At 62.9% G+C, this 23,393-nt stretch carries 22 protein-coding genes; 19 read left to right on the top strand and 3 right to left on the bottom strand.

The window, feature by feature from the left end:
• Positions 1 to 199: 199 nt before the first annotated feature.
• Positions 200 to 3,400: an Rne/Rng family ribonuclease gene (locus PSV26_RS09515; protein WP_300570087.1), complete on the bottom strand. Its 3,201-nt coding sequence runs from the start codon at positions 3,398 to 3,400 to the stop codon at positions 200 to 202.
• A gap of 573 nt (positions 3,401 to 3,973) precedes the next feature.
• On the opposite strand from PSV26_RS09515, the gene PSV26_RS09510 reads away from it, so the two are divergent.
• The 4 genes from PSV26_RS09510 (at position 3,974) to PSV26_RS09495 (ending at position 7,380) form a co-directional block, all read left to right on the top strand.
• Positions 3,974 to 5,131 (top strand): RluA family pseudouridine synthase, encoded by a 1,158-nt coding sequence (locus tag PSV26_RS09510; RefSeq protein WP_300570084.1) that lies wholly within the window; start codon positions 3,974 to 3,976, stop codon positions 5,129 to 5,131.
• Complete coding sequence (locus PSV26_RS09505) at positions 5,100 to 5,771, top strand: HAD-IA family hydrolase (RefSeq protein WP_300570082.1); 672 nt, start codon at positions 5,100 to 5,102, stop codon at positions 5,769 to 5,771. The genes PSV26_RS09510 and PSV26_RS09505 overlap by 32 nt, the downstream gene beginning before the upstream one ends.
• 178 nt (positions 5,772 to 5,949) lie before the next feature.
• Complete coding sequence (locus PSV26_RS09500) at positions 5,950 to 6,318, top strand: Rieske 2Fe-2S domain-containing protein (protein WP_300514734.1); 369 nt, start codon at positions 5,950 to 5,952, stop codon at positions 6,316 to 6,318.
• A 9-nt stretch (positions 6,319 to 6,327) separates the two neighbouring features.
• Positions 6,328 to 7,380, top strand: a complete 1,053-nt coding sequence (locus PSV26_RS09495) for a S49 family peptidase (RefSeq protein ID WP_300570080.1) — start codon at positions 6,328 to 6,330, stop codon at positions 7,378 to 7,380.
• Between the two features lie 76 nt (positions 7,381 to 7,456).
• On the opposite strand, the gene PSV26_RS09490 is transcribed toward PSV26_RS09495, so the two are convergent.
• Together PSV26_RS09490 and PSV26_RS09485 are read right to left on the bottom strand one after the other, a co-directional pair.
• Positions 7,457 to 8,224 carry an SAM-dependent methyltransferase gene (locus PSV26_RS09490; RefSeq protein WP_300570077.1) on the bottom strand — a complete coding sequence of 256 codons (768 nt, stop codon included), beginning with the start codon at positions 8,222 to 8,224 and terminating at the stop codon, positions 7,457 to 7,459.
• On the bottom strand, positions 8,221 to 8,871 hold the full coding sequence (locus tag PSV26_RS09485) for a Maf family nucleotide pyrophosphatase (protein ID WP_300570074.1): 651 nt from the start codon (positions 8,869 to 8,871) through the stop codon (positions 8,221 to 8,223). Before PSV26_RS09485 ends, PSV26_RS09490 begins: the two co-directional genes overlap by 4 nt.
• 25 nt (positions 8,872 to 8,896) lie before the next feature.
• Between PSV26_RS09485 and PSV26_RS09480 the strand changes: the two genes are divergently transcribed.
• The 15 genes from PSV26_RS09480 to lepB all read left to right on the top strand — a co-directional run bounded on the left by PSV26_RS09480 (position 8,897) and on the right by lepB (position 23,387).
• Complete coding sequence (locus PSV26_RS09480; RefSeq protein ID WP_300570071.1) at positions 8,897 to 9,439, top strand: YceD family protein; 543 nt, start codon at positions 8,897 to 8,899, stop codon at positions 9,437 to 9,439.
• A gap of 215 nt (positions 9,440 to 9,654) precedes the next feature.
• Positions 9,655 to 9,837: a 50S ribosomal protein L32 gene (rpmF, locus tag PSV26_RS09475; protein ID WP_096669354.1), complete on the top strand. Its 183-nt coding sequence runs from the start codon at positions 9,655 to 9,657 to the stop codon at positions 9,835 to 9,837.
• An 85-nt stretch (positions 9,838 to 9,922) separates the two neighbouring features.
• On the top strand, positions 9,923 to 11,026 hold the full coding sequence (plsX, locus tag PSV26_RS09470; protein ID WP_300570069.1) for a phosphate acyltransferase PlsX: 1,104 nt from the start codon (positions 9,923 to 9,925) through the stop codon (positions 11,024 to 11,026).
• Between the two features lie 7 nt (positions 11,027 to 11,033).
• Positions 11,034 to 12,011, top strand: coding sequence for a beta-ketoacyl-ACP synthase III (locus PSV26_RS09465; protein WP_300570067.1), 978 nt, complete (start codon positions 11,034 to 11,036; stop codon positions 12,009 to 12,011).
• A 51-nt stretch (positions 12,012 to 12,062) separates the two neighbouring features.
• Positions 12,063 to 13,013, top strand: coding sequence for an ACP S-malonyltransferase (gene fabD / locus PSV26_RS09460; RefSeq protein WP_300570064.1), 951 nt, complete (start codon positions 12,063 to 12,065; stop codon positions 13,011 to 13,013).
• The gene (fabG, locus tag PSV26_RS09455) at positions 13,010 to 13,756 is read left to right on the top strand and encodes a 3-oxoacyl-ACP reductase FabG (protein ID WP_300514752.1); all 747 of its coding nucleotides are present in this window, start codon (positions 13,010 to 13,012) and stop codon (positions 13,754 to 13,756) included. The genes fabD and fabG overlap by 4 nt, the downstream gene beginning before the upstream one ends.
• 175 nt (positions 13,757 to 13,931) lie before the next feature.
• Positions 13,932 to 14,171 (top strand): acyl carrier protein, encoded by a 240-nt coding sequence (gene acpP, locus PSV26_RS09450; RefSeq protein WP_011484542.1) that lies wholly within the window; start codon positions 13,932 to 13,934, stop codon positions 14,169 to 14,171.
• Between the two features lie 69 nt (positions 14,172 to 14,240).
• Complete coding sequence (gene fabF / locus PSV26_RS09445) at positions 14,241 to 15,485, top strand: beta-ketoacyl-ACP synthase II (protein ID WP_300570061.1); 1,245 nt, start codon at positions 14,241 to 14,243, stop codon at positions 15,483 to 15,485.
• Between the two features lie 60 nt (positions 15,486 to 15,545).
• Complete coding sequence (locus PSV26_RS09440; protein WP_300514762.1) at positions 15,546 to 16,064, top strand: hypothetical protein; 519 nt, start codon at positions 15,546 to 15,548, stop codon at positions 16,062 to 16,064.
• Positions 16,061 to 16,705, top strand: a complete 645-nt coding sequence (gene rpoE / locus PSV26_RS09435; RefSeq protein WP_300514764.1) for an RNA polymerase sigma factor RpoE — start codon at positions 16,061 to 16,063, stop codon at positions 16,703 to 16,705. The genes PSV26_RS09440 and rpoE overlap by 4 nt, the downstream gene beginning before the upstream one ends.
• A 70-nt stretch (positions 16,706 to 16,775) precedes the next feature.
• Positions 16,776 to 17,390, top strand: coding sequence for an RseA family anti-sigma factor (locus PSV26_RS09430; RefSeq protein WP_300570058.1), 615 nt, complete (start codon positions 16,776 to 16,778; stop codon positions 17,388 to 17,390).
• A gap of 37 nt (positions 17,391 to 17,427) precedes the next feature.
• Positions 17,428 to 18,447, top strand: a complete 1,020-nt coding sequence (locus PSV26_RS09425) for a MucB/RseB C-terminal domain-containing protein (protein WP_300570055.1) — start codon at positions 17,428 to 17,430, stop codon at positions 18,445 to 18,447.
• A 131-nt stretch (positions 18,448 to 18,578) separates the two neighbouring features.
• Entirely contained in the window at positions 18,579 to 20,039 is a 1,461-nt protein-coding gene (locus PSV26_RS09420; RefSeq protein ID WP_300514773.1) for a DegQ family serine endoprotease, read from the top strand.
• Between the two features lie 559 nt (positions 20,040 to 20,598).
• Positions 20,599 to 22,410, top strand: a complete 1,812-nt coding sequence (gene lepA / locus PSV26_RS09415) for a translation elongation factor 4 (RefSeq protein ID WP_300570052.1) — start codon at positions 20,599 to 20,601, stop codon at positions 22,408 to 22,410.
• The gene (gene lepB, locus PSV26_RS09410) at positions 22,410 to 23,387 is read left to right on the top strand and encodes a signal peptidase I (RefSeq protein ID WP_300570049.1); all 978 of its coding nucleotides are present in this window, start codon (positions 22,410 to 22,412) and stop codon (positions 23,385 to 23,387) included. The genes lepA and lepB overlap by 1 nt, the downstream gene beginning before the upstream one ends.
• The last annotated feature ends 6 nt before the right edge of the window (positions 23,388 to 23,393 follow it).

Genomic DNA, 23,393 nt, shown 5'->3' with positions numbered 1-23,393 from the left:
TTCTTTGGCGAAGCAAAGAAAAGTAAGTCGCCCGCCGGGGCGAGACCCGGCTTGCAGGCAAACCCCATAAAGTCGAGGCTTGTGATGGCTTGACCTCGTTGCGTCGGGAGCACGAACGCACGCCCCCAGTACAGACGAAAAAAAGGCAGCCCGAAAGCTGCCTTTGATCTGAAGTGCCAGACCGGCACGAACGGCAGGATTACTCCGTGCGTTCACCCGCTGCCGGCGCGGCAGGCTGCTCGAACGGCAGGTTCATGTCGCGCAGGTCGCGCTTGGTTTCGACCAGCACCAGCGGACTGGCGTCCAGCTGCGGTGCCGGTGGGCGCTCGCGTGGCACATGGATCGGTTTCGGTTCGGCCGCCATCGCGGCCTGGATTTCCGCGATCTTGCTGGCGTCGGAATTGACCCATTGCAGACCGGAGGACTGGGCCACCTGGGCCAGGTCCTGCAGCGGCAAGTCGTAGGTCTGGACTTTCGGCAGCGTGCGTGCTGCGGGTACAGCAGCCGGCGCGGCGACAGGTGCTGGCCTTGGGGCCGGTGCTGGCACCGGCGTTGCCGGCACGGGTGCCACAGATGCTACAAATTCAGTAGCTGCCGGCGCTTGTGCTACCTGCGCTGTGGCCTGGTTTGGCTCAAAGCTTTCAACGGCGACCGGGGCTGCGCCTTCGGCCTGGCCTTCTGCGGGCTGGTCGCTGCGCTCCGAGCGCTCGCGGCGGTCGCGGCCATAACGGTCACGGCTGCGACGCTCGCGCGGCTGGCGGTCCTGGCCTTCTTCCTGACCCTCAGCGCGCGGCTGGATGTCGGTGGAAGAAGCCGGCACCACCGGGTTGCCGGTTTCGTCGAGGCCAGCCACGACGCCGGGGTGGGCTGCATCAAAGCTGTCGGCCTGGGCGGCGGCGGCGGGTGCCGTGCTGCCGTCGGTGCGCTCGTCACGACGTTCGTTGCGACGGCCGGTGCCGCGCTCGCCGCGTTCACCACGCTCACCACGGGCTTCACCACCACGCTCGCCGCGTTCACGGCGACCCTGGCCGTCAGCGCGCGGCTGGCGCTCGCCCTCGCGGCCGGCGTCCTGTGCCGGACGTTCCTGGCGCGGTGCGGTATCACCTTCGTTCATGGCTGCGGCCATGGCGGCCTGGTTGGCCAGGGCCAGATCCTGCTCGATGGAGTCGCGCGCCGGGCGGTCGGCACGTTCACCGCCGCGCTCGGCGCCACGTTCGCCGCGACCACGGCGGCTGCGTTCACCACGCTCGCCGCGGCCGTCGCCGTCGCCCTGGCCTTCAGGACGCGGAGGACGTTCTGCGCGCTCGGGACGGGCTTCGTTGTTGCGGCCTTCAGGCCGTACTTCACCGGCGGGACGTTCCTGGCGGGCACCTTCGGCGCGGCCATCGGCATTGCGCTCACGGCGCTCGCCGCCACGTCCTTCGCCACGCTCACCTCGTTCACCACGTTCGCCACCACGCTGGTCCGGACGGGCTTCGCCACGTCCTTCGCCAGATCGGCCTTCGCTGCGGCTAGCACGGCCGCCACGGCCGCCGCGTTCACCCCGGCCGCCGCGCTCACCGCGCTCGCTGCGTTCACCCCGTTCGCCGCGCTGCTCGTCACGCCGGCCTTCGCCGCGTTCGTCTTTTTTGACTTCCTTGACAGGCGCCGGCGCAGGTGCTGCTTCGGCGCCTACAAAAAACTCCTTGAGTTTGGCAAAGAAGCTTTTTTCCGCCGGCGCGGCCACCACCGGCCGGACCGGCTGGGCCGCCACCGGTGCCGGCGCCGGTGCCGGCTTGGGCACAACGATGGGCGCCGGTGCATCGGGCAGCACGCCCTTGATGATGGGTTCCTGCTTGTTGTGCTTTTCCTGGCTGCGGCGGGTGACCGTGGTCGGGTCTTCCATCTCCTCGGCCATCTTGTAGCTGGCCTCGATGTTGTCCAGGCGCGGGTCGTCGTGTTTCAGGCGCTCGAGCTTGTAGTTCGGTGTTTCCAGCGTCTTGTTGGGCACCAGCAGCACGTTGATGCGCTGCTTCATCTCGATCTTGCTGATTTCCGAGCGTTTTTCGTTGAGCAGGAAAGAAGCCACATCGACCGGCACCTGGCACAGCACCGAGGCCGTGCTGTCTTTGAGTGACTCTTCCTGGATGATGCGCAGGATCTGCAGCGCCGAGCTTTCGGTATCGCGGATGTGTCCGGAGCCGCCGCAACGCGGGCAGGGAATGGATGCGCCTTCTGACAACGCAGGCCGTAACCGTTGACGGCTCATTTCCATCAGGCCGAACTTGCTGATGGTGCCGAACTGCACACGCGCGCGGTCCTGGCGCAGCGCGTCGCGCAGGCGGTTTTCAACGTCGCGGCGGTTGCGCGACTCCTCCATGTCGATGAAGTCGATGACGATCAGGCCGCCCAGGTCGCGCAGACGCATCTGGCGCGCGACTTCGTCGGCGGCTTCCAGATTCGTGCGGGTGGCGGTTTCCTCGATGTCGCCGCCCTTGATGGCGCGGGCCGAGTTGACGTCCACCGACACAAGCGCTTCGGTGTGGTCGATCACGATGGCGCCACCGGAGGGCAGCTGCACGGTGCGGGCGTAGGCCGACTCGATCTGGTGCTCGATCTGGAAACGGCTGAACAGCGGCGCGTCATCGCGGTAACGCTTGACGCGGTGCTCGTGCTCGGGCATCACGTGGGCCATGAACTGGCGCGCTTGTTCGTAGACGTCGTCGGTGTCGAACAGGATGTCGCCGATGTCGCTGTTGAAATAGTCGCGGATCGCACGGATCACCAGGCTCGATTCCTGGTAAATCAGGTAGGCGCCCTTGCCGCCCTTGCCGGCGCCGTCAATCGCGGTCCAGAGCTTGATCAGGTAGTTCAGGTCCCACTGCAGCTCGGCGGCGCTGCGGCCGATGCCGGCGGTGCGGGCGATGATGCTCGAACCTGCCGGGTATTCCAGCTGGTCCATGTTCTCTTTCAGCTCGGCCCGGTCTTCGCCTTCAATACGGCGGCTCACGCCACCGCCGCGCGGGTTGTTCGGCATCAGCACGACGTAACGGCCGGCGAGCGAGACAAAGGTGGTCAGGGCGGCGCCCTTGTTGCCGCGTTCTTCCTTTTCGACCTGGACCAGGATTTCCTGGCCTTCACGGATCACGTCCTGGATGCGCGCCTGGCTGACCGACACGCCCTGGGCGAAGTACTGCTTGGAGATTTCCTTGAACGGCAGAAAGCCGTGGCGGTCTTCACCGTAGTCGACAAAACAGGCTTCGAGCGAGGGCTCGACACGTGTCACGACCGCCTTGTAGATATTGCCCTTGCGCTGTTCGCGCCCTTCGATTTCAATTTCGTAGTCGAGGAGTTTTTGTCCGTCGACAATGGCCAGGCGGCGTTCTTCCGACTGGGTGGCATTGACCAGCATGCGTTTCATGGGGGTTCCTTCGTTCTTCTGTCTCAAACATCACTGCCCGAAAAACGGGCAAACGACGCCGGGAGCAGACGCTGTGCGAACGTGGGGAATTGCCGGAGAGCTTTTGACGCGCCATGGCGACTGAAAAAATCAGTCAGCGGAGCGGTCTGGGCGTAGGCGCGTGGATGGGGCGAGTCGGGGTCTGACAGGTGTTTGCTACCAAAAAAGTAGCTGCTTGCGCCCGTGCAACAAGGGCTGGCAGCTGATTCATGCCTGAAAGCGGGGCTAAAAAGCGCCGCAGGCACAGAGAGATCAGTCCAACCAGTGTTGTTGTCAAAGGGCTACCCATTCAAAGACCAGATTTCACCTGGATCCGTGTCCAGCCCGTGGGGCTGCACACATCGTATTCCGTAGTTGTGTTCGCAAAACGTCGACTCGTCTGCACAACATGTTCCTGCCGCGGGGTGTCTGGCACCTTGCGCGTGGGGGCATTTGCTGCCAGTGGCGTCGACCTTCCAGCAAGGCTGTTGCAGTGGGTTGATGGGTGTGTGGACTAAACTCCCAGACAAATCAACCACTTACAGCTTGTCGCTAGTGAAACACATTATAGGCGCAGGTTCAGGTAAAACACGCCGCCCGGGTAAACCCCAGACGGCGGCGCCGCCGGACCGACCCAGACCCCCTCCGCCTTTGCAGGCACCGACGGAGCCTGCGGCGAAAGCCGCCCCGCAGGCCACACTGGTGACAGTGGACGCTGACTTTGCGGGCCAGCGGCTGGACAACTTCCTGATCCGCCAGCTCAAGGGCGTGCCCAAGACCCATGTTTACCGCATCATCCGCAGCGGCGAAGTGCGCATCAACAAGGGCAGGGTGCAGGCCGACACCCGGGTCGAGGCCGGCGACATCGTGCGCCTGCCGCCGGTGCGCACCTCGGAGCGGGCCGACGACAAGGCGAAGGCCATGGCCGTCGAGGTGGCCCGCCACGGGGCCGCGTCCACCACAGGAGGTTACGCGCCGTCACGGGAGTTCCCCATCCTGTTTGAAGACGAGCACCTGCTGGCCATAAACAAACCGGCCGGCGTGGCCGTGCATGGCGGCAGCGGTGTGGCTTTTGGCGTGATCGAGCAGCTGCGCATGGCGCGGCCCGAGGCGCGCTTCCTGGAGCTGGTGCACCGGCTGGACCGCGAAACCAGCGGCATTTTGCTGGTCGCCAAGAAAAGGATGGCGCTGAAAAACCTGCAGGAGCAGTTTCGCGAGCGCGAAACCGACAAGATTTACCTGGCGCTTGTCAGCGGCGCCTGGCCGGCCAATAAAAAAGTGCTGGACGCCTCCCTGCAGAAATATTTGCTGCCCGACGGCGAGCGCCGCGTGCGGGTGGTGGAGAAGGCGCATCCGGACGCCATGCGTGCGGTGACCCTGGTCAAGGTGAAATCGACGCTGGCCGCTGCCGGGCGCGATTTTTCACTGCTCGAGGTGACCATCAAGACCGGCCGCACCCACCAGATCCGGGTGCACCTGGCCAGCGCCGGCCACCCGATTGCTGGCGACGACAAGTACGGCGACTTCGAGCTGAACAAAACCTTGCAAAAAGAAGCGGGTGGCGTTGCCCTCAAACGCATGTTTCTTCATGCCTGGCGGTTAAAGTTCACCCATCCGTCCAGCGGCAAACGCATTGACCTGCTGGCCGCGCTTCCCCCCGATCTCGAGAGTTTCACGACCCATGCCACGCCCGTCCTCCCCGCTCAACTTTGACCTGATTGCCTTCGACTGGGACGGCACGCTGTTCGATTCGACCCAAATCATCGTGCGCTGCATCCAGGCGGCAGTGCGTGACGTGGGCGGCACGGTGCCGACCGACGAAGCCGCGGGTTATGTGATCGGCCTGGGGCTGATGCAGGCGCTGGCCCATGCGGCGCCCGATGTCCCGCCCGAGAAATACCCCGAACTCGGCGCGCGTTACCGGCACCACTACATGGGCCACCAGAACGACATCAGCCTGTTTGACGGCGTGTTGCCGCTGCTGGCCGCGCTCAAGGCGCGCGGCCACCTCCTGAGCGTGGCCACCGGCAAAAGCCGGCACGGCCTCGACGAGGCGCTGCAGGCGGTCGAGCTCAAGGGCCGGTTTGACGGCTCGCGCACCGCCGATGAAACCGCCGGCAAGCCGCACCCGCGCATGTTGCATGAGCTGATGGACGAATTTGGCGTGAGCCCGGCGCGCACGCTGATGATTGGTGACACCACCCATGACCTCCAGATGGCGCTCAATGCCGGCTGCGCCAGCGTTGGGGTCAGTTACGGCGCGCACGAAAGTGCGGCCTTTGACGCCCTCCAGCCCCGATTTGTCGCCCATTCCGTGCAGGACCTGCACGACTGGCTGGCCCGCAACGCCTGAGAAATGGCCCCCACGTTTGTCACTGCGTGTACTGCACTGCCCCCCGGGGGGGCGCTGCGCCCGCGGACCGGCAGAGCCGGATCCGCGGCCCTGGCTGGCGAAGACCGGGGCCCCGGGCTTGTCATTTCGTATGCGCCGGGCGTCCCACGCTTGTTGATGCGGATGGATGCGTTTTGCCATGGATGAATCGCTGATTCCCCTGTGTCAATCCAGTGAACTGGCCGATGGCGGGCAGGCCGTGCCCTTCGACGTGAACTACGCGGGTCAGACCTGCCGCGCCTTTGCTGTCCGCTTCGAAGGAAAGCCCCACGCCTACCTGAACCGCTGCAGCCATGTGGCGATGGAGCTGGACTGGCAGCCCAACCGGGTCTTCGACGACAGCGGTCAGTGGCTGCTTTGCGCCAGCCACGGCGCGGCCTACCGGCCCGACACGGGTGAGTGCAGCGGCGGCCCCTGCCAGGGCGGGCTGGTCAAAATTGACATTTCGGAAGGCGAAGGCCTTGTTTTCTGGCACACGTCCTACAAACTTAAAACATTGGAGTTCTAAACTACCCGTATGAATGATTCAAACCGCACCGATCCGTCCGACCACCCGGATTTCGATCCAGACAGGCCTTCAGCCCAGCAAACACGGGCACAAACAGCTCCTGAAAACGTAGCAAACCGCAACGCCCCGGGCACCGAGCCGGGCTGGGAGCGCGCGACGCTGGAAAAACTCGCTTTTGCCGCCCTGAACGAGCAGAAGGCCACACGCCGCTGGAAAACCTTTGTGCGCCTGTCCTGGCTGGCCTTTTTTGTGTTCCTGGTGTGGTTTGCCATGCACCGCGGCGCGGCCACCAGCAACGTCAGCGCGCCGCACACCGCGGTGGTGGAAATCAAGGGAGAAATCGCCGATGGCGCCGACGCCAGCGCCGAGTTTGTCAATGCCGCACTGCGCGCTGCGTTTGAAGACGAGGGTGCCCAGGCGGTGGTGTTGCTGATCAATTCACCCGGCGGCAGTCCGGTGCAGGCCGGCATGATGAACGACGAGATCGTGCGCCTTAAGGCCAAACACAAGAAGCCCGTTTATGCCGTGGTGGGAGAAACCTGTGCCTCGGCGGCGTATTACGTCGCCGCTTCGGCCGACAGGATTTTTGTCGACAAGGCCAGCATCGTCGGCAGCATCGGCGTGCTGATGGACGGCTTCGGTTTTACCGGCCTGATGGACAAGCTGGGCGTGGAGCGCCGTCTCATGACGGCCGGGGAAAACAAGGGCTTTCTCGATCCGTTCAGCCCGCAGACCGACAAGCAGCGCGTGTATGCGCAGGCCATGCTGGACCAGATTCACCAGCAGTTCATCACGGTGGTCAAAAACGGCCGCGGCAAGCGCCTGAAGGAAACGCCGGAGATGTTCAGTGGCCTGTTCTGGACCGGCCAGCAGGCGATCGAACTGGGTCTGGCTGACCAGCTGGGCTCGCTCGACTATGTGGCCCGCGAAATCGTCAAGACCGAGGACATCATCGACTACACGCGCCGGGACAACGTCGCCGAGCGTCTGGCCAAGAAGTTTGGTGCAGCCATCGGGGACGGCGCCATCCGCACGCTGAAGACGATTCCTGCGATTCGCTGAAACAGCGCACCCGTTTTCCGGTTGTCCGGTCAAAAAAGCCCGCTCGTTGCGGGCTTTTTTTTGGTGCCGGGCGGGTTTAACGGCCGATGCAGAACACCGTGGGCAGGGCCAGCGGTGCAGCAGGCTTGTCGCGTTTCCACATGCTGATGGAGGCGCTGTGCGACCAGCCGCCGGGCAGACTCAAGCCGCAGCTCAAGGCCAGCCGCGTGTTGTGCTGCAGCGTCTGAAGCAGGGCCTGCAGCAGCACGGTGTTGCGGTAGGGCGTTTCAATGAAGATCTGCGTCTGGCCGGTTTTCAGCGACAGCGATTCCAGTTCGCGGATGCGCTGGCTGCGTTCGCCGCCGTCCTGCGGCAGGTAACCGACAAACGAAAAATTCTGGCCGTTCAGTCCGCTGGCGGCCAGCGCCAGCATCAGCGACATCGGCCCCACCAGCGGCAGCACCTGCAGGCCCAGGTCATGGGCGGCGCGCACAACGGACGAGCCCGGGTCGGCAATCGCCGGCATGCCGGCTTCGCTGACCAGGCCAATGTCGCGGCCGGCCAGCGCAGCCGCCAGCAGCGGCCGGGCATCGAAGTTGCCGCCATGGTCGCCTTTTTTATGCACCTCGCGCGGCAGCTCCTGGATCTGCTGGGCCTGGATGGGCTGCTGCAGTGGCATCACCTCGCCCACCCGCTTGAGGTAGGCGCGTGTGCTTTTGGCGTTTTCGCAAATCCAGCAGGAAAGCGTTGCGGCAATTTGCAACGTGCCCAGCGGCATCACATCCTGCAGGGGGGCCTGCACATCACAGCCGAAATCCAGCGGCGCGGGCACGAGGTAAAGCCGGCCTTTGGGGGCGCCGGTCATGGCTGGTCCTTGCGTGCCGGCAACAGCGCAATGCCGGCGGCCCGGATCATCCGGCAGGTGCGTATCAGGGGCAGGCCGACCAGCGCGGTCGGATCGTCGTTCCCGATGGCGTCCAGCAGGGTGATGCCCAGCCCTTCGCTTTTGGCGCTGCCGGCGCAGTCGTAAGGCTGCTCGGCCTGCAGGTAGTTTTCGATCTCCTCATCGCTGAGGGCGCGAAACTGCACTTTCACTGCGGCCAGGTCGGTCTGTTCAAAGCCGCTTTGCAGGCAGACCACGGCCACGGCGGTCTGGAACACCACGCTCTGGCCGCGCATCTGGCGAAGCTGGGCGACGGCATTGGCATGGTTGCCGGGCTTGCCGAGGCACTGGCCGTTGAGGTCGGCGACCTGGTCGGAGCCGATCACCACCGCATCGGGGAAAGCCGCAGCCACGGCACGCGCCTTGTCCAGGGCCAGCCGCAATGCCAGGGTTGCCGGGGCTTCGCCGGGCCGCGGGGTTTCGTCGACGGCGGGAGCGGCCACGTCAAACGGAATCCGCAGGCGCTGCAGCAGTTCACGGCGGTAGGGCGAGGTCGAGCCCAGAATCAGGCGGCGCGCGGCGGGGAGGGCGGCGCCCTTGTGGGCATCCGGAGAAGGTACAGGGTTCATGCGACGATTCTCTTACACTGCTGCCATGTCCAGACATCTTCACGCCCGCCGGCTCAACATGCAGGCTTTCGCCCAGGAGGGCAAACCGCTCGTCGAGCGCACGCCACTATCAAATATGGAGCGCCTGGCGCAGGAACTGCATGGGCTGGCGCCCGATCTGGTTGTTGACTGGGAGGCGCGGGCCGAGCTGCGGCCGCACGCCGGTGGCGAAGACGAGGTCTGGCTGCACCTGCAGGCCAGTGCCACGCTGCCGCTGACCTGCCAGCGCTGCATGGGCGCAGTGCCCACCGCGCTGGACGTGAACCAGTGGTACCGCTTTGTCGCCGATGAAGACATTGCCATGGCCGAGGACGACCAGTCCGAGGAAGACCTGCTGGTGATGGCGCCGCAGTTCGACCTGCTGGCTGTGGTCGAGGACGAACTGCTGATGGCCCTGCCACTGGTCCCCATGCACGAGACCTGTCCGGTGACGCCGGTGTTCAGTGCTGGCGAGGGTGAGCTGGCGCAGCAGGAGGACGCCAAACCCCACCCTTTTGCCGCACTGGCGGAGCTGAAAAAGAAAAAATAGCCCACAAGCGGACTTGCCGGGCGGCGCCCGGCTGCACGGGGCCAGGAGCCGCTGGAGGTGTCGTTTGAGAGGGTTTTTCAGGGTCCTGGCGCCTGCCTTGCAGTGCGCACTGGAAAAGCCAGCGGTATCGCGCTATAATTAAAGGCTTGGCGCCAGGACCCGCTCACGGGTTTTGTGCGTAATTTACCCACCCTATACCCCCTCAGGAGCGGATCATGGCCGTCCAGCAGAACAAAAAATCACCTTCCAAGCGCGGCATGCACCGTGCGCACAACGCTTTGACCGTTCCGGGCATTGCTGTCGAGTCCACCACCGGTGAGACGCACCTGCGTCATCACATCAGCCCCACCGGTTTTTACCGTGGCCGCAAAGTGCTGAAAACAAAATCCGAAGCGTAATCCCGCGCTTTAACGACTGGCCCGCACTCATCCTGCGGGCCTTTGTTTTGTTGAATTCCCCTTTTCTGACTGCACCGGTCCTGCCATGATCAGGATAGCCGTCGACGCCATGGGCGGGGATGTCGGCCCGGCAGTCACCCTGCCGGCCAGCCTGTCCTTCCTGGACAGTCATCCCGAAGCATTCATTCTGCTGGTCGGCCAGCCTGCCGTGCTGGCGGTCCACCCGCTGTTTCCCCGTCTTCAGACCCACCCACGCTGCGTGATGGTTCCTGCCGCCGAGGTGGTGGCGATGGACGATCCGATCGAAGTTGCCCTGCGACGCAAAAAAGACTCGTCCATGCGGGTGGCGATCGTGCAGGTCAAGGAAGGCGCCGCGCAAGCCGCGGTTTCGGCCGGCAACACCGGCGCACTGATGGCCATTTCGCGCTATATCCTCAAGACACTGGACGGCATTGACCGTCCCGCGATTGCCGGGCAAATCCCGAATGGCAAAGGCGGCGCCACCACGGTGCTCGACCTCGGGGCCAATGTCGACTGCACCGAGGACCACCTGTTCCAGTTTGCGGTCATGGGTTCTGCCCTGGTGGCAGCCATCAATGACAAGTCCAACCCCAGCGTGGGCCTGCTCAATATCGGTGAAGAGGCGATAAAAGGCAGCGAAATTATCAAAAAATCCGGCGAATTGCTTCGATCTGCTGCTAAAAGCGGTGATCTTAACTTTTATGGCAATGTTGAGGGAAACGACATTTTCAAGGGCGTGGTGGACATCGTGGTCTGCGACGGCTTCGTCGGCAATGTGGCGCTCAAGGCCAGCGAAGGTCTGGCGAGCATGATTGTCGGATTTCTCAAAGCTGAATTTTCGCGCAATATTTTTACGAAAACTGCTGCCATCATGGCTTATCCGGTTCTAAGTGCGCTTAAAAATCGCATGGACTACCGGCGCTACAACGGCGCGGCCCTGTTGGGCCTGCGCGGTCTGGTCTTCAAGAGCCACGGTTCTGCCGACGCCTTCGCCTTCGAGCAGGCCTTGAATCGGGCTTATGATGCAGCTCGCAACAATTTGCTGGACCGGGTGAGGGAACGCATTGCTCATGCCGCGCCGCTGCTGGCGGCGGCCGGTGCGCCGCCGGCGGTACCCCCAGTCGTTCCCGCACAGGCTGAATTGGCCGCCTCTGGCGCCGCACACTGAGTTATTCATGAGCCCTTATTCACGCATCACTGGCACCGGCAGCTACCTGCCGCCGCGCCGTCTGAGCAACGCCGAACTGGCTGCCGAACTGGCGACGCAGGGGGTGGAAACCTCCGACGACTGGATTGTCGAGCGTACCGGCATCCGTGCCCGCCACTTTGCCGACCCTGGTGTCTGCAGCAGCGATCTGGGGGTGGAAGCCGCCAAAAACGCCCTGCAGGCCGCGGGACTCCAGCCCGGCGATATCGACCTGATCATCGTGGCCACCTCGACGCCCGACATGGTGTTTCCCTCGGCAGCCTGCATCCTGCAGAACAAGCTCGGCATCGCCGGCTGCCCGGCGTTTGACGTGCAGGCGGTCTGCAGCGGCTTTGTGTATGCATTGACCATCGCCGACGCCCTGATCAAGACCGGCTCCGCCAGCAAGGCGCTGGTTATTGGCGCGGAGGTGTTTTCGCGCATTCTCGATTTTTCGGACCGCACCACCTGCGTGCTGTTTGGTGACGGTGCCGGTGCCGTGGTGCTGGAGGCGTCCGAGACGCCCGGCATCCTGGCCAGTGACCTGCACGCCGATGGCAAACACGTCGGCATCCTGTGTGTGCCGGGCACCGTGGCTGGCGGCAAGGTGCTGGGCGATCCGCTGCTCAAGATGGACGGGCAGGCCGTTTTCAAACTCGCAGTCGGTGTTCTCGAAGATGCGGCGCGTGCGACCCTGGCCAAGGCCGGCCTGCAGGAGAGCGACATCGACTGGCTGGTTCCCCACCAGGCCAACATCCGCATCATGCAGAGCACCGCGAAGAAGCTCAAGATGTCCATGGACAAGGTGATCGTCACGGTGGATCAGCACGGCAACACCTCCGCCGCCTCCATTCCGCTGGCGCTTGACGTGGCGGTACGCAGCGGCAAGGTCAAAAAAGGGGAGACGCTGCTGCTCGAAGGGGTGGGCGGCGGCTTCACCTGGGGCGCGGTACTCCTGAATCTATAGCAGCTCGCGCCCGCTCCATAAGGGCGGCAAGCTGTTTTTATCGATATTTTTATGAAACCTTTTGCTTTTGTTTTTCCCGGACAGGGCTCGCAGGCCGTTGGCATGCTCGACGCCTGGGGCGATCATCCGGCCGTGCATGAGACGCTGCGGGAGGCCTCGGATGCACTTGGCGAGGACCTCGGCAAGCTGATCCGTGAAGGCCCCAAGGAAGCGCTGGGCCTGACCACCAACACCCAGCCGGTGATGCTGGTGGCGGGTGTGGCCGCTTACCGGGCCTGGATGGCCGAGACCGGCGTGGCGCCTGCCGTGGTGGCTGGCCACTCGCTCGGCGAATATTCCGCGCTGGTCGCGTCTGGCGTGTTGAGCCTGGCGCAGGCTGCGCCGCTGGTGCGTTTTCGCGCGCAGGCCATGCAGGAGGCGGTGCCGGTGGGCGTGGGTGCCATGGCGGCCATCCTCGGAATGGAAGCGTCCCGCGTCATCGAAGGTTGTGCCGAAGCGGCGCGTACGTTCGGGCCGGGCAGCGCCGAGGTGGTGGAAGCCGTCAATTTCAACGATCCGATGCAGACCGTGATTGCCGGCAGCAAGGCCGCTGTTGAAAAAGCCTGCGAAGTTCTCAAGGCCAACGGCGCCAAGCGCGCCTTGCCGCTGCCGGTGTCGGCGCCGTTTCACTCCAGCCTGATGAAGCCGGCCGCCGACAAGCTGCGGGAAAAGCTCGCCGCGACCGCCTTTGCCGCGCCGCAGATCCCGGTCATCAACAACATCGAGGTGGCCGTCGAGACCGATCCCGGGCGCATCCGCGCGGCCCTGTACGCACAGGCCTTCGGCCCGGTGCGCTGGGTCGAATGTGTGCAGGCCATCAAGGCGCGCGGCATCACCACGGTGGTTGAATGCGGGCCGGGCAAGGTGCTGGCCGGCATGGTCAAACGTATCGATGCGGACATGACGGGCGTGGCCCTGTTTGATCCGGACAGCCTGAAGCAGGCGAAGGAGGCACTGGCATGAGCGAGGTCAAATTTGAAGGTCAGGTAGCCCTGGTCACCGGCGCTTCGCGCGGCATTGGTGCGGCGATTGCCCTGGAGCTCGCGCAGCGCGGACTGAAAGTGATCGGCACGGCCACCACCGACGAGGGCGCCGGCAAAATCAGCCAGGCGCTGGCCGCTTTCCCCGGTTGTGCCGGTAAAAACCTCAACGTGAATGACGCAGCGGCCGCCGAGGCGCTGATCGATGTCATCGTCAAGGAGCATGGCGGGCTGCAGGTGCTGGTCAACAACGCGGGCATCACGCGCGACATGCTGGCCATGCGCCTGAAGGACGATGACTGGGATGCGGTGCTGGATACCAACCTCAAGGCCGTCTTCCGCATGAGCCGCGCCGTGATGCGCACGATGATGAAGCAGCGTTATGGCCGCATCATCAGCATCACCTCGGTGGTGGGCGCTTCCGGCAACGCCGGCCAGGCCAATTACGCAGCGGCCAAGGCCGGCGTGGCAGGCATGACACGTGCGCTGGCCCGCGAGCTCGGCAGCCGCAACATCACCGTCAACTGCGTGGCACCAGGATTTATTGAAACGGACATGACGGCAGGTTTGCCCGAGGAACAACAGAAGGCGCTGCTCGGCCAGATCCCGCTGGGACACCTGGGCAAGCCGCAGGACATCGCGCATGCCGTGGCCTTTGTGGCGAGCCCGCAGGCCGGTTACATCACCGGGCAGGAGCTTCACGTCAACGGCGGGATGTACATGTAAACCATCCGGCGGCTGCCCGTCTGTGCTGCGTCACCACGATCATGAATAATGGGGATGCATGCAGCCTGCAGGCGCCGGACCACAAGCCGGGTTTTATCCGTCCGGCTGGCGGGTTGGGGAATCAACTCCAACAACGCTAAAATCACGGATTAATTCACAACCCTCAGAGGGAACTATGAGCGATATCGAAGCACGTGTTAAGAAAATCATTGCCGAGCAACTTGGCGTGGAAGAAGGCCAGGTCACCAGCGAAAAAGCCTTTGTGGCCGATCTGGGCGCTGACTCGCTTGACACCGTAGAACTGGTCATGGCTCTGGAAGACGAGTTTGGCATCGAGATCCCCGACGAAGACGCCGAGAAGATCACCACCGTTCAGAACGCGATTGACTACGCGAACACCCATCAAAAAGCCTAAAGACTCCGGTCTTTTTCCAGCTTGCTCGAAAGGCCTTGGGTCTTTCGGGACTTTCTTCAGGATTTGCGCATGAGCCGTCGTCGCGTCGTTGTGACAGGTCTGGGGTGTGTCAGCCCGGTGGGTAACACCGTGGCCGACTCTTGGGCCAATCTGCTGGCCGGAACGTCCGGCATTGACCTGATCACGCAATTTGATGCAAGCAATTTCGCCTGCAAATTTGCAGGTGAGGTCAAGGGCTTCGACATCACGGATTACATCCCTGAAAAAGAAGCCCGCCATATGGACCGGTTCATTCACCTGGGCCTGGCAGCGGCCTGCCAGGCGGTGGCCGACAGCGGCTTGCCCACGGGCGATGCGCTCGGCGAGGAACTGGCGACACGTATCGGTTGCAACATCGGCTCAGGCATTGGCGGCTTGCCGATGATCGAGCAGACGCACACCGAACTGACCAACCGGGGCCCGCGCCGGATTTCCCCGTTTTTTGTGCCGGCCTCCATCATCAACATGATCTCCGGGCATGTGTCAATCAAGTTTGGCTTCAAGGGCCCCAACATTGCCGTCGTGACGGCCTGCACCACCGGACTGCATGCGATCGGCCTGTCGGCGCGCATGATCGAGCACGGTGATTGCGACGTCATGGTGGCCGGCGGTGCTGAGGCGACGGTGTCGCCCCTGGGTGTGGGCGGTTTTGCCGCAGCCCGTGCCCTGTCGACCCGCAACGAAGACCCGAAAACGGCCTCGCGTCCCTGGGACAAGGACCGGGACGGCTTTGTGCTCGGTGAGGGCGGCGGTGTGATGGTGCTTGAAGAGTACGAACATGCCAAAGCGCGTGGCGCGAAGATTTACGCCGAGGTTGTCGGCTTCGGCATGAGCGGTGACGCCTATCACATGACCACGCCCGACGTGAATGGCCCGCGCCGTTCCATGGTCATGGCCTTGAAAGATGCTGGCGTCAATGCCGGCGATGTCCAATACCTCAATGCGCACGGGACCTCGACCCCGCCTGGTGACCTGAACGAGACCAATGCCATCAAGGCCGCGTTTGGCGACCACGCCAAAAACCTGGTGATCAGTTCGACCAAGTCCATGACCGGGCACCTGCTCGGTGGCGCCGGTGGCATCGAATCCGTGTTTACCGTGCTGGCATTGCATCATCAGAAGATTCCGCCCACCATCAATATCTTCAACCAGGATCCCGAGTGCGATCTGGACTACTGCGCCAACACGGCGCGTGACGCCAGAATCGAGGTCGCCGTCAAAAACAACTTTGGTTTTGGCGGCACCAACGGGACGCTGGTGTTCAAGCGCGTCTGAGGTCTTTCCCCATTCCGTACACCCGGCCGCACCTGACTCCCGTCACTTTGTCCCCTGACCATGCATAACGCCCCGCCGGTTACTTACCCGCTGGGGCGTTCGCATTTTCAGGGCGTTGCCTTGCTCGGCCTCTGGCTGGCCGGGGTCGGCGTGCTGGCCCTTTGGTGGCGTGCCGCACCGGTTGCTGACTGGCGCTTGTGGACGGCTCTGGCCGTCGTGCTGGTTGCCGGGCTTGTTGCCGGATGGGCATGGCTTCATTCGCCGGTCGGCCAGTTGCGCTGGGACGGACAGGACTGGCGCTGGGAAAGCCAGAGTTACCAGTCGGGCACACCCGTGCGTGATCTCTCGGTCGCGCTCGATCTTCAGCGCATCATGCTGCTGCGACTGGAGAATCAGGACCACGCCACCCTGTGGCTCTGGGCCGGCCATTCTCTTCAGCCCGAGCGCTGGCTGGATCTGCGCCGTGCCGTTCACGCGCAGCACCGGCCGTCACCGGACATGATGCGGTGGGACGCCAGCCCGGCTGTGGTCATGGCTGATGTTCCCGCGCCGCCTCCGTCGCCGCGTTCCGGTTCATGAGTACCGAGGATTCCCCGCAGAGCCCGCCGGTGGCAAGCGACAGCGACGCCATGCTGGTCGAGCGCACGGTTGCGGGCGACCAGAAGGCCTTTGAGCTGCTGGTCATCAAGTACCAGCGCCGCATCCAGCGCCTGATCGGGCGCATGGTGCGCGATGTGGACCTGGTCGAGGACATTGCCCAGGAAACCTTCATTCGTGCCTATCGGGCGCTGGCCCAGTTCCGGGGCGAAGCCCAGTTCTACACCTGGCTCTACCGTATTGCCGTCAATACCGCCAAAAAGGCATTGATGGAACTCAAGCGCGACCCCACGGTCTCGGAGAATTCGTTCAAATCCGGTCAAAGCGATGAAAGCGATGAAACTTCCCCGCTGGAAAACGAACTAATCAGTTCGGAAACGCCCGAGGCTGTGCTTGCCGGCAAGGAAATCGCGCAAATGGTCAATGCCGCCATGGAGGCATTGCCCGAGGAATTGCGCCAGGCCATCACGCTGCGGGAAATCGAAGGTCTGAGTTATGAAGAGATCTCAGAAGTGATGAATTGCCCGATCGGCACCGTGCGTTCACGGATCTTCAGGGCCCGGGAAGCGATTTCCGCAAGGATCAAGCCCTTGCTGGAAAACCAGTCCGGCAAACGCTGGTAGTTTTTGAGACGTGCCGACGAGTTGATGCCAGTCAGAGTAAACGATTGAAACCGGCAGATCCAAGCTGCCCATGGACACCATGAAACCGATGACGCAACACAGTGAGTTGATCTCCGCCCTGGCTGACGGCCAGCTGGCGAGCGAGGACTTTTCCCGTGCGCTGACGGCCTGCGAGGCCGACGCCCAGGCGCTGGACAGCTGGACGACCTACCACCTGATTGGTGACGTGTTGCGCTCGCCGGAACTGATCCCGCACGCTGCGGATACAGCCTTTGTTGCGCGCCTGCGGGTGCGCCTTAGCCAGGAGCAGGTCCTGGTGGCCCCCGCTGTCTTGCCGGAAGTACGTCAACCCTCGGCCGGGCGGGCCAGGGAAGACGCTGCGAACGACGCCAGCTTCTCCTGGAAACTGGTGGCGGGGTTTGCGTCCGTTGCTGCGGTGGCGGCCATTGCGTGGAATGCCGGCGCGGGCCTGCTGGCACCGTCGACGGCGCCGCAGCTGGCCCGCACCGAGCCCGCAGCGCAGCAGGTGCTGGTGGTGTCGGAGCGGGGCACCGTGGTGCGTGATGCGCGCATGCAGGAGCTGCTGGCCGCACACCGGCAGCTGGGCGGCACGTCGGCCTTGCAGGTGCCCTCGGGATTTCTGCGAAACGCCACCTTCGAGTCGCCCCAGGGCGAGCGTCGCTGACGCGGCCGCTGCAGGCAATGCCAGGCCGGTTTACTCCATGAATTTTAGCTATTTTCGCCCACTGGCCCTTGCTGCATGTGCGCTGGCTGCTACAAATTACGTAGCAGCTCAGGCGCCGGTGCCGGCCGCAACAACAGCACCGGGCCAGGCTGCGGAGTCCAGGAGCATCAACGAGTGGTTGATGCGCATGCACGAAGCCTCCAGAAACCGGTCTTACGTGGGCACCTTCGTGGTGTCCTCCGGCGGCGCCATGTCCAGCGCAAAAATCTGGCATGTCTGCGACGGGACGCAGCAGATGGAAAAGGTCGAAACCCTCACTGGGGCCCCGCGTACGGTTTTCCGGCACAACGACCAGGTGGTGACCTTCCTGCCCGACCAGAAGGTGGTGCGTTCTGAAAGGCAGGAATCACTGGGTCTATTTCCCCAGCTGCTCAAGTCCACCGACAGCCACATCGCTGATTTTTACAAGGCCCGGCAGGAGGGCAGCGAGCGGGTGGCCGGCGTGGAGGCCGACATCGTCGCCCTGATTCCCCGCGACACGATGCGCTTTGGCTACCGTGTCTGGGCCGAACAGAAGAAGGGCATGGTCGTCAAGCTTCAGACGCTCGACGCCGACGGCAAGGTGCTGGAGCAGGCGGCTTTTTCGGAATTGCAGCTCGATGCACCGGTCAGGCTCGACAAGCTGGCGCAAATGATGGCCAAGGTCGATGGCTACCGGGTCGAGAAGCCGGGACTGGTCAAGACCACAGCCAGCGCCGAAGGCTGGGTGATGAAAGCGCCGGTGCCGGGCTTTCAGTCCATGAGTTGCTACAAACGCCCGCTCGCGGGACAGTCGGGAAGCGAGCCCATGCAGTGGGTTTTTTCGGACGGCCTGGCGTCGGTATCGATTTTTGTCGAGTCGTTTGATGCCCAGCGCCACGTCCGTGAATCCAGGGTGTCCCTGGGTGCCACGCAGTCGCTGACCCGGCGTGTCGACGCTTACTGGCTGACCGTGATGGGCGAGGTGCCCATGGCCACCCTGAGCCTGTTTGCCAATGGACTTGAACGCAGGAAATAGCGCACCCATTTCGTGCTGGCCCATGCCTGTGCTCGCGGGGCTGTCCCGCGCCCGGCCATCGGCTGCCACCCGACCGGCACCTGATTGAATACGCGATTTACCCTTCTTTTCCGACAATTTTTCAAAGGTTGATGATGCATATATTGAACTGGAAACAAGGTCGCACCTGCCTCGTCGCCGGTACGCTGGCGCTGGGCACTGTCCTGGCCGTGATGCCTGTGCAGCCGGTGCTGGCGCAAGTGCGGACCCTGCCCGACTTCACGGACCTGGTCGAAGCGGTCGGACCTTCGGTCGTCAACATTCGGACCGTTGAAAAAGTCAAGGCCGGTGCGGCCGGCAACGCCGACGAGCAGATGCTGGAGTTTTTCCGGCGCTTCGGCATTCCGGTGCCGCCCAACATGCCGCGCGCGCCCAAGCCGGATCGCGGCCAGCCTGACGAAGAGCAGCCGCGCGGCGTGGGTTCGGGGTTCATCCTGAGCACGGACGGGCTGGTCATGACCAACGCCCATGTGGTCGAAGGCGCCGATGAGGTGCTGGTGACGCTGACGGACAAGCGCGAGTTCAAGGCAAAGATCATCGGCACGGACAAGCGCACCGACGTGGCGCTGGTCAAAATCGAAGCCGCCGGCTTGCCGGCCGTGAAAATCGGCGACATCAGCCGCCTGAAAGTCGGTGAGTGGGTCATGGCCATCGGATCGCCTTTTGGTCTTGAGAACACGGTGACCGCCGGCATTGTGAGCGCCAAGCAGCGCGACACGGGCGACTACCTGCCTTTCATCCAGACCGACGTGGCCATCAATCCGGGCAACTCGGGCGGACCGCTGATCAACATGCGTGGCGAGGTGGTCGGCATCAACAGCCAGATCTACTCGCGCTCCGGCGGTTTCCAGGGCATCTCGTTTGCGATTCCGATTGACGAGGCCACCCGCGTGGCCGACCAGTTGCGCACCACGGGCCGGGTGACGCGCGGCCGGATCGGCGTGCAGATCGACCAGGTTAGCAAGGAGGTGGCCGAGTCCATCGGGCTGGGCAAGCCGCAAGGAGCGCTGGTGCGCGGCGTCGAAGCCGGATCACCTGCAGAAAAAGCCGGGATCGAAGCGGGCGACATCATCACCAAATTTGAGGGCAAGGTGATTGACCGGGCAACCGATCTGCCTCGCCTGGTGGGTAACGTCAAGCCGGGCACCAAAACGACGATCACCGTCTTCAGGCGCGGCAGTACCCGGGACCTCAACGTAACGATCGCCGAGGTAGAAGCAGAAAAGCCGGTGCGCAAGGCCCAGGCGCCGGAGAGCAAACCGCCAGTGGCCGGACCGGCCCAGGTCATGGGGCTGGTGGTCAGCGAGTTGCCCGAGGCGTTGAAGAAGGATCTCAAGCTCAAAGGTGGTGTCAAGGTGGATGCGAGTGAGGGCGCTTCAGCGCGGGCCGGGCTGCGCGAAGGCGACGTGATTCTGGCGATTGCCAACACGGAGGTCGCCAGCGTGAAGGACTTTGAAGCAGTGCTGGCCAAAGCCGACAAGAGCAAGGTGATCAACGTGCTGTTCCGGCGCGGCGAGGTCGCACAGTTCGCGCTGATCCGGCCATCGCGTTAAGGCCTGCGCGGGTGCAGCGACACCCGCCAGCCCTGCGAATGCCGCTTTTTGCAGCCCGCTTACCCTGACCGGGGTTGGGGGTTTTGCCGAAAATGCCGCTTGGCAGGCATGTCAAAAAAATATTTCTCCCCCGCCCGAACGCTTGAGAGATGTTTGTGTCTGCTAACTTAAAATTCGACTAATGAGCGATTTTGGTAGAATGGACGCAATATTCCGGATGATTCCGATATATCAAGCGTTTAAAAAACCGTTTCCTTGCATGAATTGGCACGATTCACTGCTGATCCACAGATCACCCACATGTTGTCCATAGGCTCTCAGTTAAAATTGTGAATAACTTGTGCATAAAATCCATGTTGCTGCCTTGCAACGGGAAAAATTTGGCAATTTCGAGGCTATGCGTGGTCGGCTTTTTGCCTACAATGAAGCTTCCAACTATCGCAGTTGCCATAGATTGTTGGTTCAGGGCGCGTCACAAGTGACGCGCCCTTTTTTATGGCTTTCGCGAATTGACCGCGGGCTCTTCGCAATACTTTCAAGCACTTAGGCGTTCCCTTTGATGAATCACATCAGAAACTTTTCGATCATTGCGCACATTGATCATGGCAAATCCACGCTGGCCGATCGCATCATCCAGCGTTGCGGCGGATTGCAGGATCGCGAGATGAGCGCGCAGGTGCTCGACTCCATGGATCTGGAAAAGGAGCGTGGGATAACCATCAAGGCGCAGACCGCTGCGCTCAAATACAAGGCCCTTGACGGCCAGGTTTACAACCTCAATCTGATTGACACACCCGGCCACGTCGACTTCTCGTATGAAGTGAGCCGTTCTCTGTCGGCCTGCGAAGGTGCGCTGCTGGTCGTGGATGCGAGTCAGGGTGTGGAAGCGCAAACCGTGGCCAACTGCTACACCGCACTCGAGCTGGGCGTGACGGTGGTGCCGGTGCTCAACAAGATGGATTTGCCCAATGCTGATCCGGAGAACGCGAAGCAGGAAATCGAGGACGTGATCGGCATCGATGCGACCGACGCGATTCCCTGCAGCGCCAAGACCGGCATGGGCATCGACGAAATCCTGGAGGCGGTGATTGCCCGCATTCCGCCGCCGCAAGGCAATCCGGACGGACCGCTGCGCGCGATGATTGTCGACAGCTGGTACGACGCCTATGTGGGTGTCGTGATGCTGGTGCGAGTGGTGGACGGCCGGCTGGTCAAGGGCGAGCGCATCAAGCTGATGGCCAGCGAGGCCACGTACAACGCCGACCAGCTGGGCGTTTTCACGCCGCATACCGAGCCGCGTGCCGCGCTCGAAGCCGGCGAGGTTGGCTTCATCATTGCCGGCATCAAGGAGCTGCAGGCAGCGCGGGTTGGCGACACCGTGACATTGATCAGGCCAGGCACCGGCGGGGTGGCAGCGACCGCCACCGAGGCCCTGCCCGGCTTCAAGGAAATCCAGCCGCAGGTGTTTGCCGGCCTGTACCCGACCGAAGCCAGCGAGTACGACTCCCTGCGCGACGCGCTGGAAAAGCTCAAGCTCAACGATGCGTCCCTGCACTACGAGCCCGAAGTCAGCCAGGCGCTGGGTTTTGGCTTTCGCTGCGGTTTTCTGGGTCTGCTGCACATGGAGATCGTGCAGGAACGGCTCGAACGCGAGTTCGACCAGGACCTGATCACAACCGCGCCCAGCGTGGTCTACCAGGTGCTCAAGGCCGATGGCGAGATCATCATGGTCGAAAACCCGTCGAAGATCCCGGATGCCGGCAGGATCAACGAGATCCGCGAGCCCATCGTCACCGTGCATCTCTACATGCCGCAGGAGTACGTGGGCGCCGTCATGACGCTGGCCAACCTCAAGCGCGGCGTCCAGCTCAACATGGCCTACCACGGCAAGCAGGTCATGCTGACCTACGAGATGCCGCTGGGCGAGATCGTGCTCGACTTCTTCGACAAGCTCAAGTCCGTCTCGCGCGGCTACGCGTCCATGGATTACGAGTTCAAGGAGTTCCGGGCTTCCGATGTGGTCAAGGTCGACATCCTGCTCAACGGGGAGAAGGTTGATGCGCTGTCCATCATCGTCCACCGCAGCCAGTCGGCCTACCGCGGCCGGGCGGTGGTGGCCAAGATGCGCGAGATCATTTCCCGCCAGCAGTTCGACGTCGCGATCCAGGCGGCCATCGGGGCCAACATCATTGCGCGTGAGACAATCAAGGCGCTGCGCAAGAACGTGATTGCCAAGTGCTACGGTGGCGACATTTCACGCAAGAAAAAGCTTCTTGAAAAACAAAAAGCAGGTAAAAAACGCATGAAACAGATCGGTTCGGTGGAAGTTCCCCAGGAGGCCTTCCTGGCCATCCTGCAGGTAGAAGAATAATGATGGGCTTCATGAGTACCCTCACCGCGCTGGTGCTGATGGTGTTCGCCGGTTACGGCGGCGCCTGGTACCTGGGCATGGTGGAAGGCAATTTCTCCCTGCTGCTGTTTCTGGCAACCGTGGTCACGGGCCTGTATTGGCTGGCCGAGAAGTTCTACTTCTGGCCGCAGCGCCGCAAGGCGGCCGAAATCATCGAGCAGGAGGCGGCCCGACGCCGCAGCGAGCTGGCCGCCAGGGGCATCAGCCAGGTCGATGGCAACATCGAGGAAGCCCGGGGCCGGGTCCTCATGCAGCCCTGGTGGCTGGACTGGACAGCCGGGCTTTTCCCGGTCATTGTGGTCGTGTTCCTGCTGCGTTCTTTCCTGTTCGAGCCTTTCAAAATTCCATCCGGCTCCATGATTCCGACCATGCTGGTGGGCGACCTGATTCTGGTCAACAAATTCCACTACGGCGTGCGGCTCCCCGTCATCAACCTCAAGATCATTGACAACAACAGTCCGCAGCGCGGTGACGTGATGGTGTTCCGTTACCCGCCCCAACCCAGTCTGGACTACATCAAGCGGGTGGTCGGTGTGCCTGGCGACGAAGTGGCCTACCTGAACAAGAAGCTCACCATCAACGGCCAGCCGGTGCCCAAGGTGGCGCTGTCCGATTTCTTTGACGAAGACGCCCTGCGTTATGCCAAGCAGTTCAGGGAAACCACCGGCAGCAAGACCTACCGTGTGCTCAATGACGAGGACCGGCCAGCCTTCATTGCCGGTGCTTCCGACTTTCCCTATCGTCAAAATTGCCGCTACAGTAGCGAGGGCGTGGTCTGCAAGGTGCCGCAGGGGCACTATTTCATGATGGGCGACAACCGCGACAATTCACTGGATTCGCGCTACTGGGGTTTTGTGCCCGAGGCCAACATTGTCGGCAAGGCCTTTTTTGTCTGGATGAATTTTGGTAACCTCAAACGCATCGGCAAGGTCGACTGAGGCGGG

Source organism: Polaromonas sp., from assembly GCF_029945685.1.
Lineage (GTDB): Bacteria > Pseudomonadota > Gammaproteobacteria > Burkholderiales > Burkholderiaceae_C > Polaromonas.
The sequence above is the reverse complement of the archived record's forward strand: the minus strand, read 5'-3'. Positions and strand labels throughout refer to the sequence as shown.

Coding starts and splice junctions, on each gene's coding strand:
- PSV26_RS09440 (WP_300514762.1), top strand. CDS start 15,546: ATGCATAACGCCCCGCCGGTTACTTACCCGCTGGGGCGTTCGCATTTT.
- lepB (WP_300570049.1), top strand. CDS start 22,410: ATGATGGGCTTCATGAGTACCCTCACCGCGCTGGTGCTGATGGTGTTC.
- PSV26_RS09425 (WP_300570055.1), top strand. CDS start 17,428: ATGAATTTTAGCTATTTTCGCCCACTGGCCCTTGCTGCATGTGCGCTG.
- PSV26_RS09505 (WP_300570082.1), top strand. CDS start 5,100: ATGCCACGCCCGTCCTCCCCGCTCAACTTTGACCTGATTGCCTTCGAC.
- fabD (WP_300570064.1), top strand. CDS start 12,063: ATGAAACCTTTTGCTTTTGTTTTTCCCGGACAGGGCTCGCAGGCCGTT.
- lepA (WP_300570052.1), top strand. CDS start 20,599: ATGAATCACATCAGAAACTTTTCGATCATTGCGCACATTGATCATGGC.
- acpP (WP_011484542.1), top strand. CDS start 13,932: ATGAGCGATATCGAAGCACGTGTTAAGAAAATCATTGCCGAGCAACTT.
- PSV26_RS09420 (WP_300514773.1), top strand. CDS start 18,579: ATGATGCATATATTGAACTGGAAACAAGGTCGCACCTGCCTCGTCGCC.
- PSV26_RS09515 (WP_300570087.1), bottom strand. CDS start 3,400: ATGAAACGCATGCTGGTCAATGCCACCCAGTCGGAAGAACGCCGCCTG.
- PSV26_RS09485 (WP_300570074.1), bottom strand. CDS start 8,871: ATGAACCCTGTACCTTCTCCGGATGCCCACAAGGGCGCCGCCCTCCCC.
- PSV26_RS09495 (WP_300570080.1), top strand. CDS start 6,328: ATGAATGATTCAAACCGCACCGATCCGTCCGACCACCCGGATTTCGAT.
- PSV26_RS09490 (WP_300570077.1), bottom strand. CDS start 8,224: ATGACCGGCGCCCCCAAAGGCCGGCTTTACCTCGTGCCCGCGCCGCTG.
- fabF (WP_300570061.1), top strand. CDS start 14,241: ATGAGCCGTCGTCGCGTCGTTGTGACAGGTCTGGGGTGTGTCAGCCCG.
- fabG (WP_300514752.1), top strand. CDS start 13,010: ATGAGCGAGGTCAAATTTGAAGGTCAGGTAGCCCTGGTCACCGGCGCT.
- PSV26_RS09465 (WP_300570067.1), top strand. CDS start 11,034: ATGAGCCCTTATTCACGCATCACTGGCACCGGCAGCTACCTGCCGCCG.
- rpoE (WP_300514764.1), top strand. CDS start 16,061: ATGAGTACCGAGGATTCCCCGCAGAGCCCGCCGGTGGCAAGCGACAGC.
- PSV26_RS09480 (WP_300570071.1), top strand. CDS start 8,897: ATGTCCAGACATCTTCACGCCCGCCGGCTCAACATGCAGGCTTTCGCC.
- PSV26_RS09500 (WP_300514734.1), top strand. CDS start 5,950: ATGGATGAATCGCTGATTCCCCTGTGTCAATCCAGTGAACTGGCCGAT.
- PSV26_RS09430 (WP_300570058.1), top strand. CDS start 16,776: ATGGACACCATGAAACCGATGACGCAACACAGTGAGTTGATCTCCGCC.
- plsX (WP_300570069.1), top strand. CDS start 9,923: ATGATCAGGATAGCCGTCGACGCCATGGGCGGGGATGTCGGCCCGGCA.
- rpmF (WP_096669354.1), top strand. CDS start 9,655: ATGGCCGTCCAGCAGAACAAAAAATCACCTTCCAAGCGCGGCATGCAC.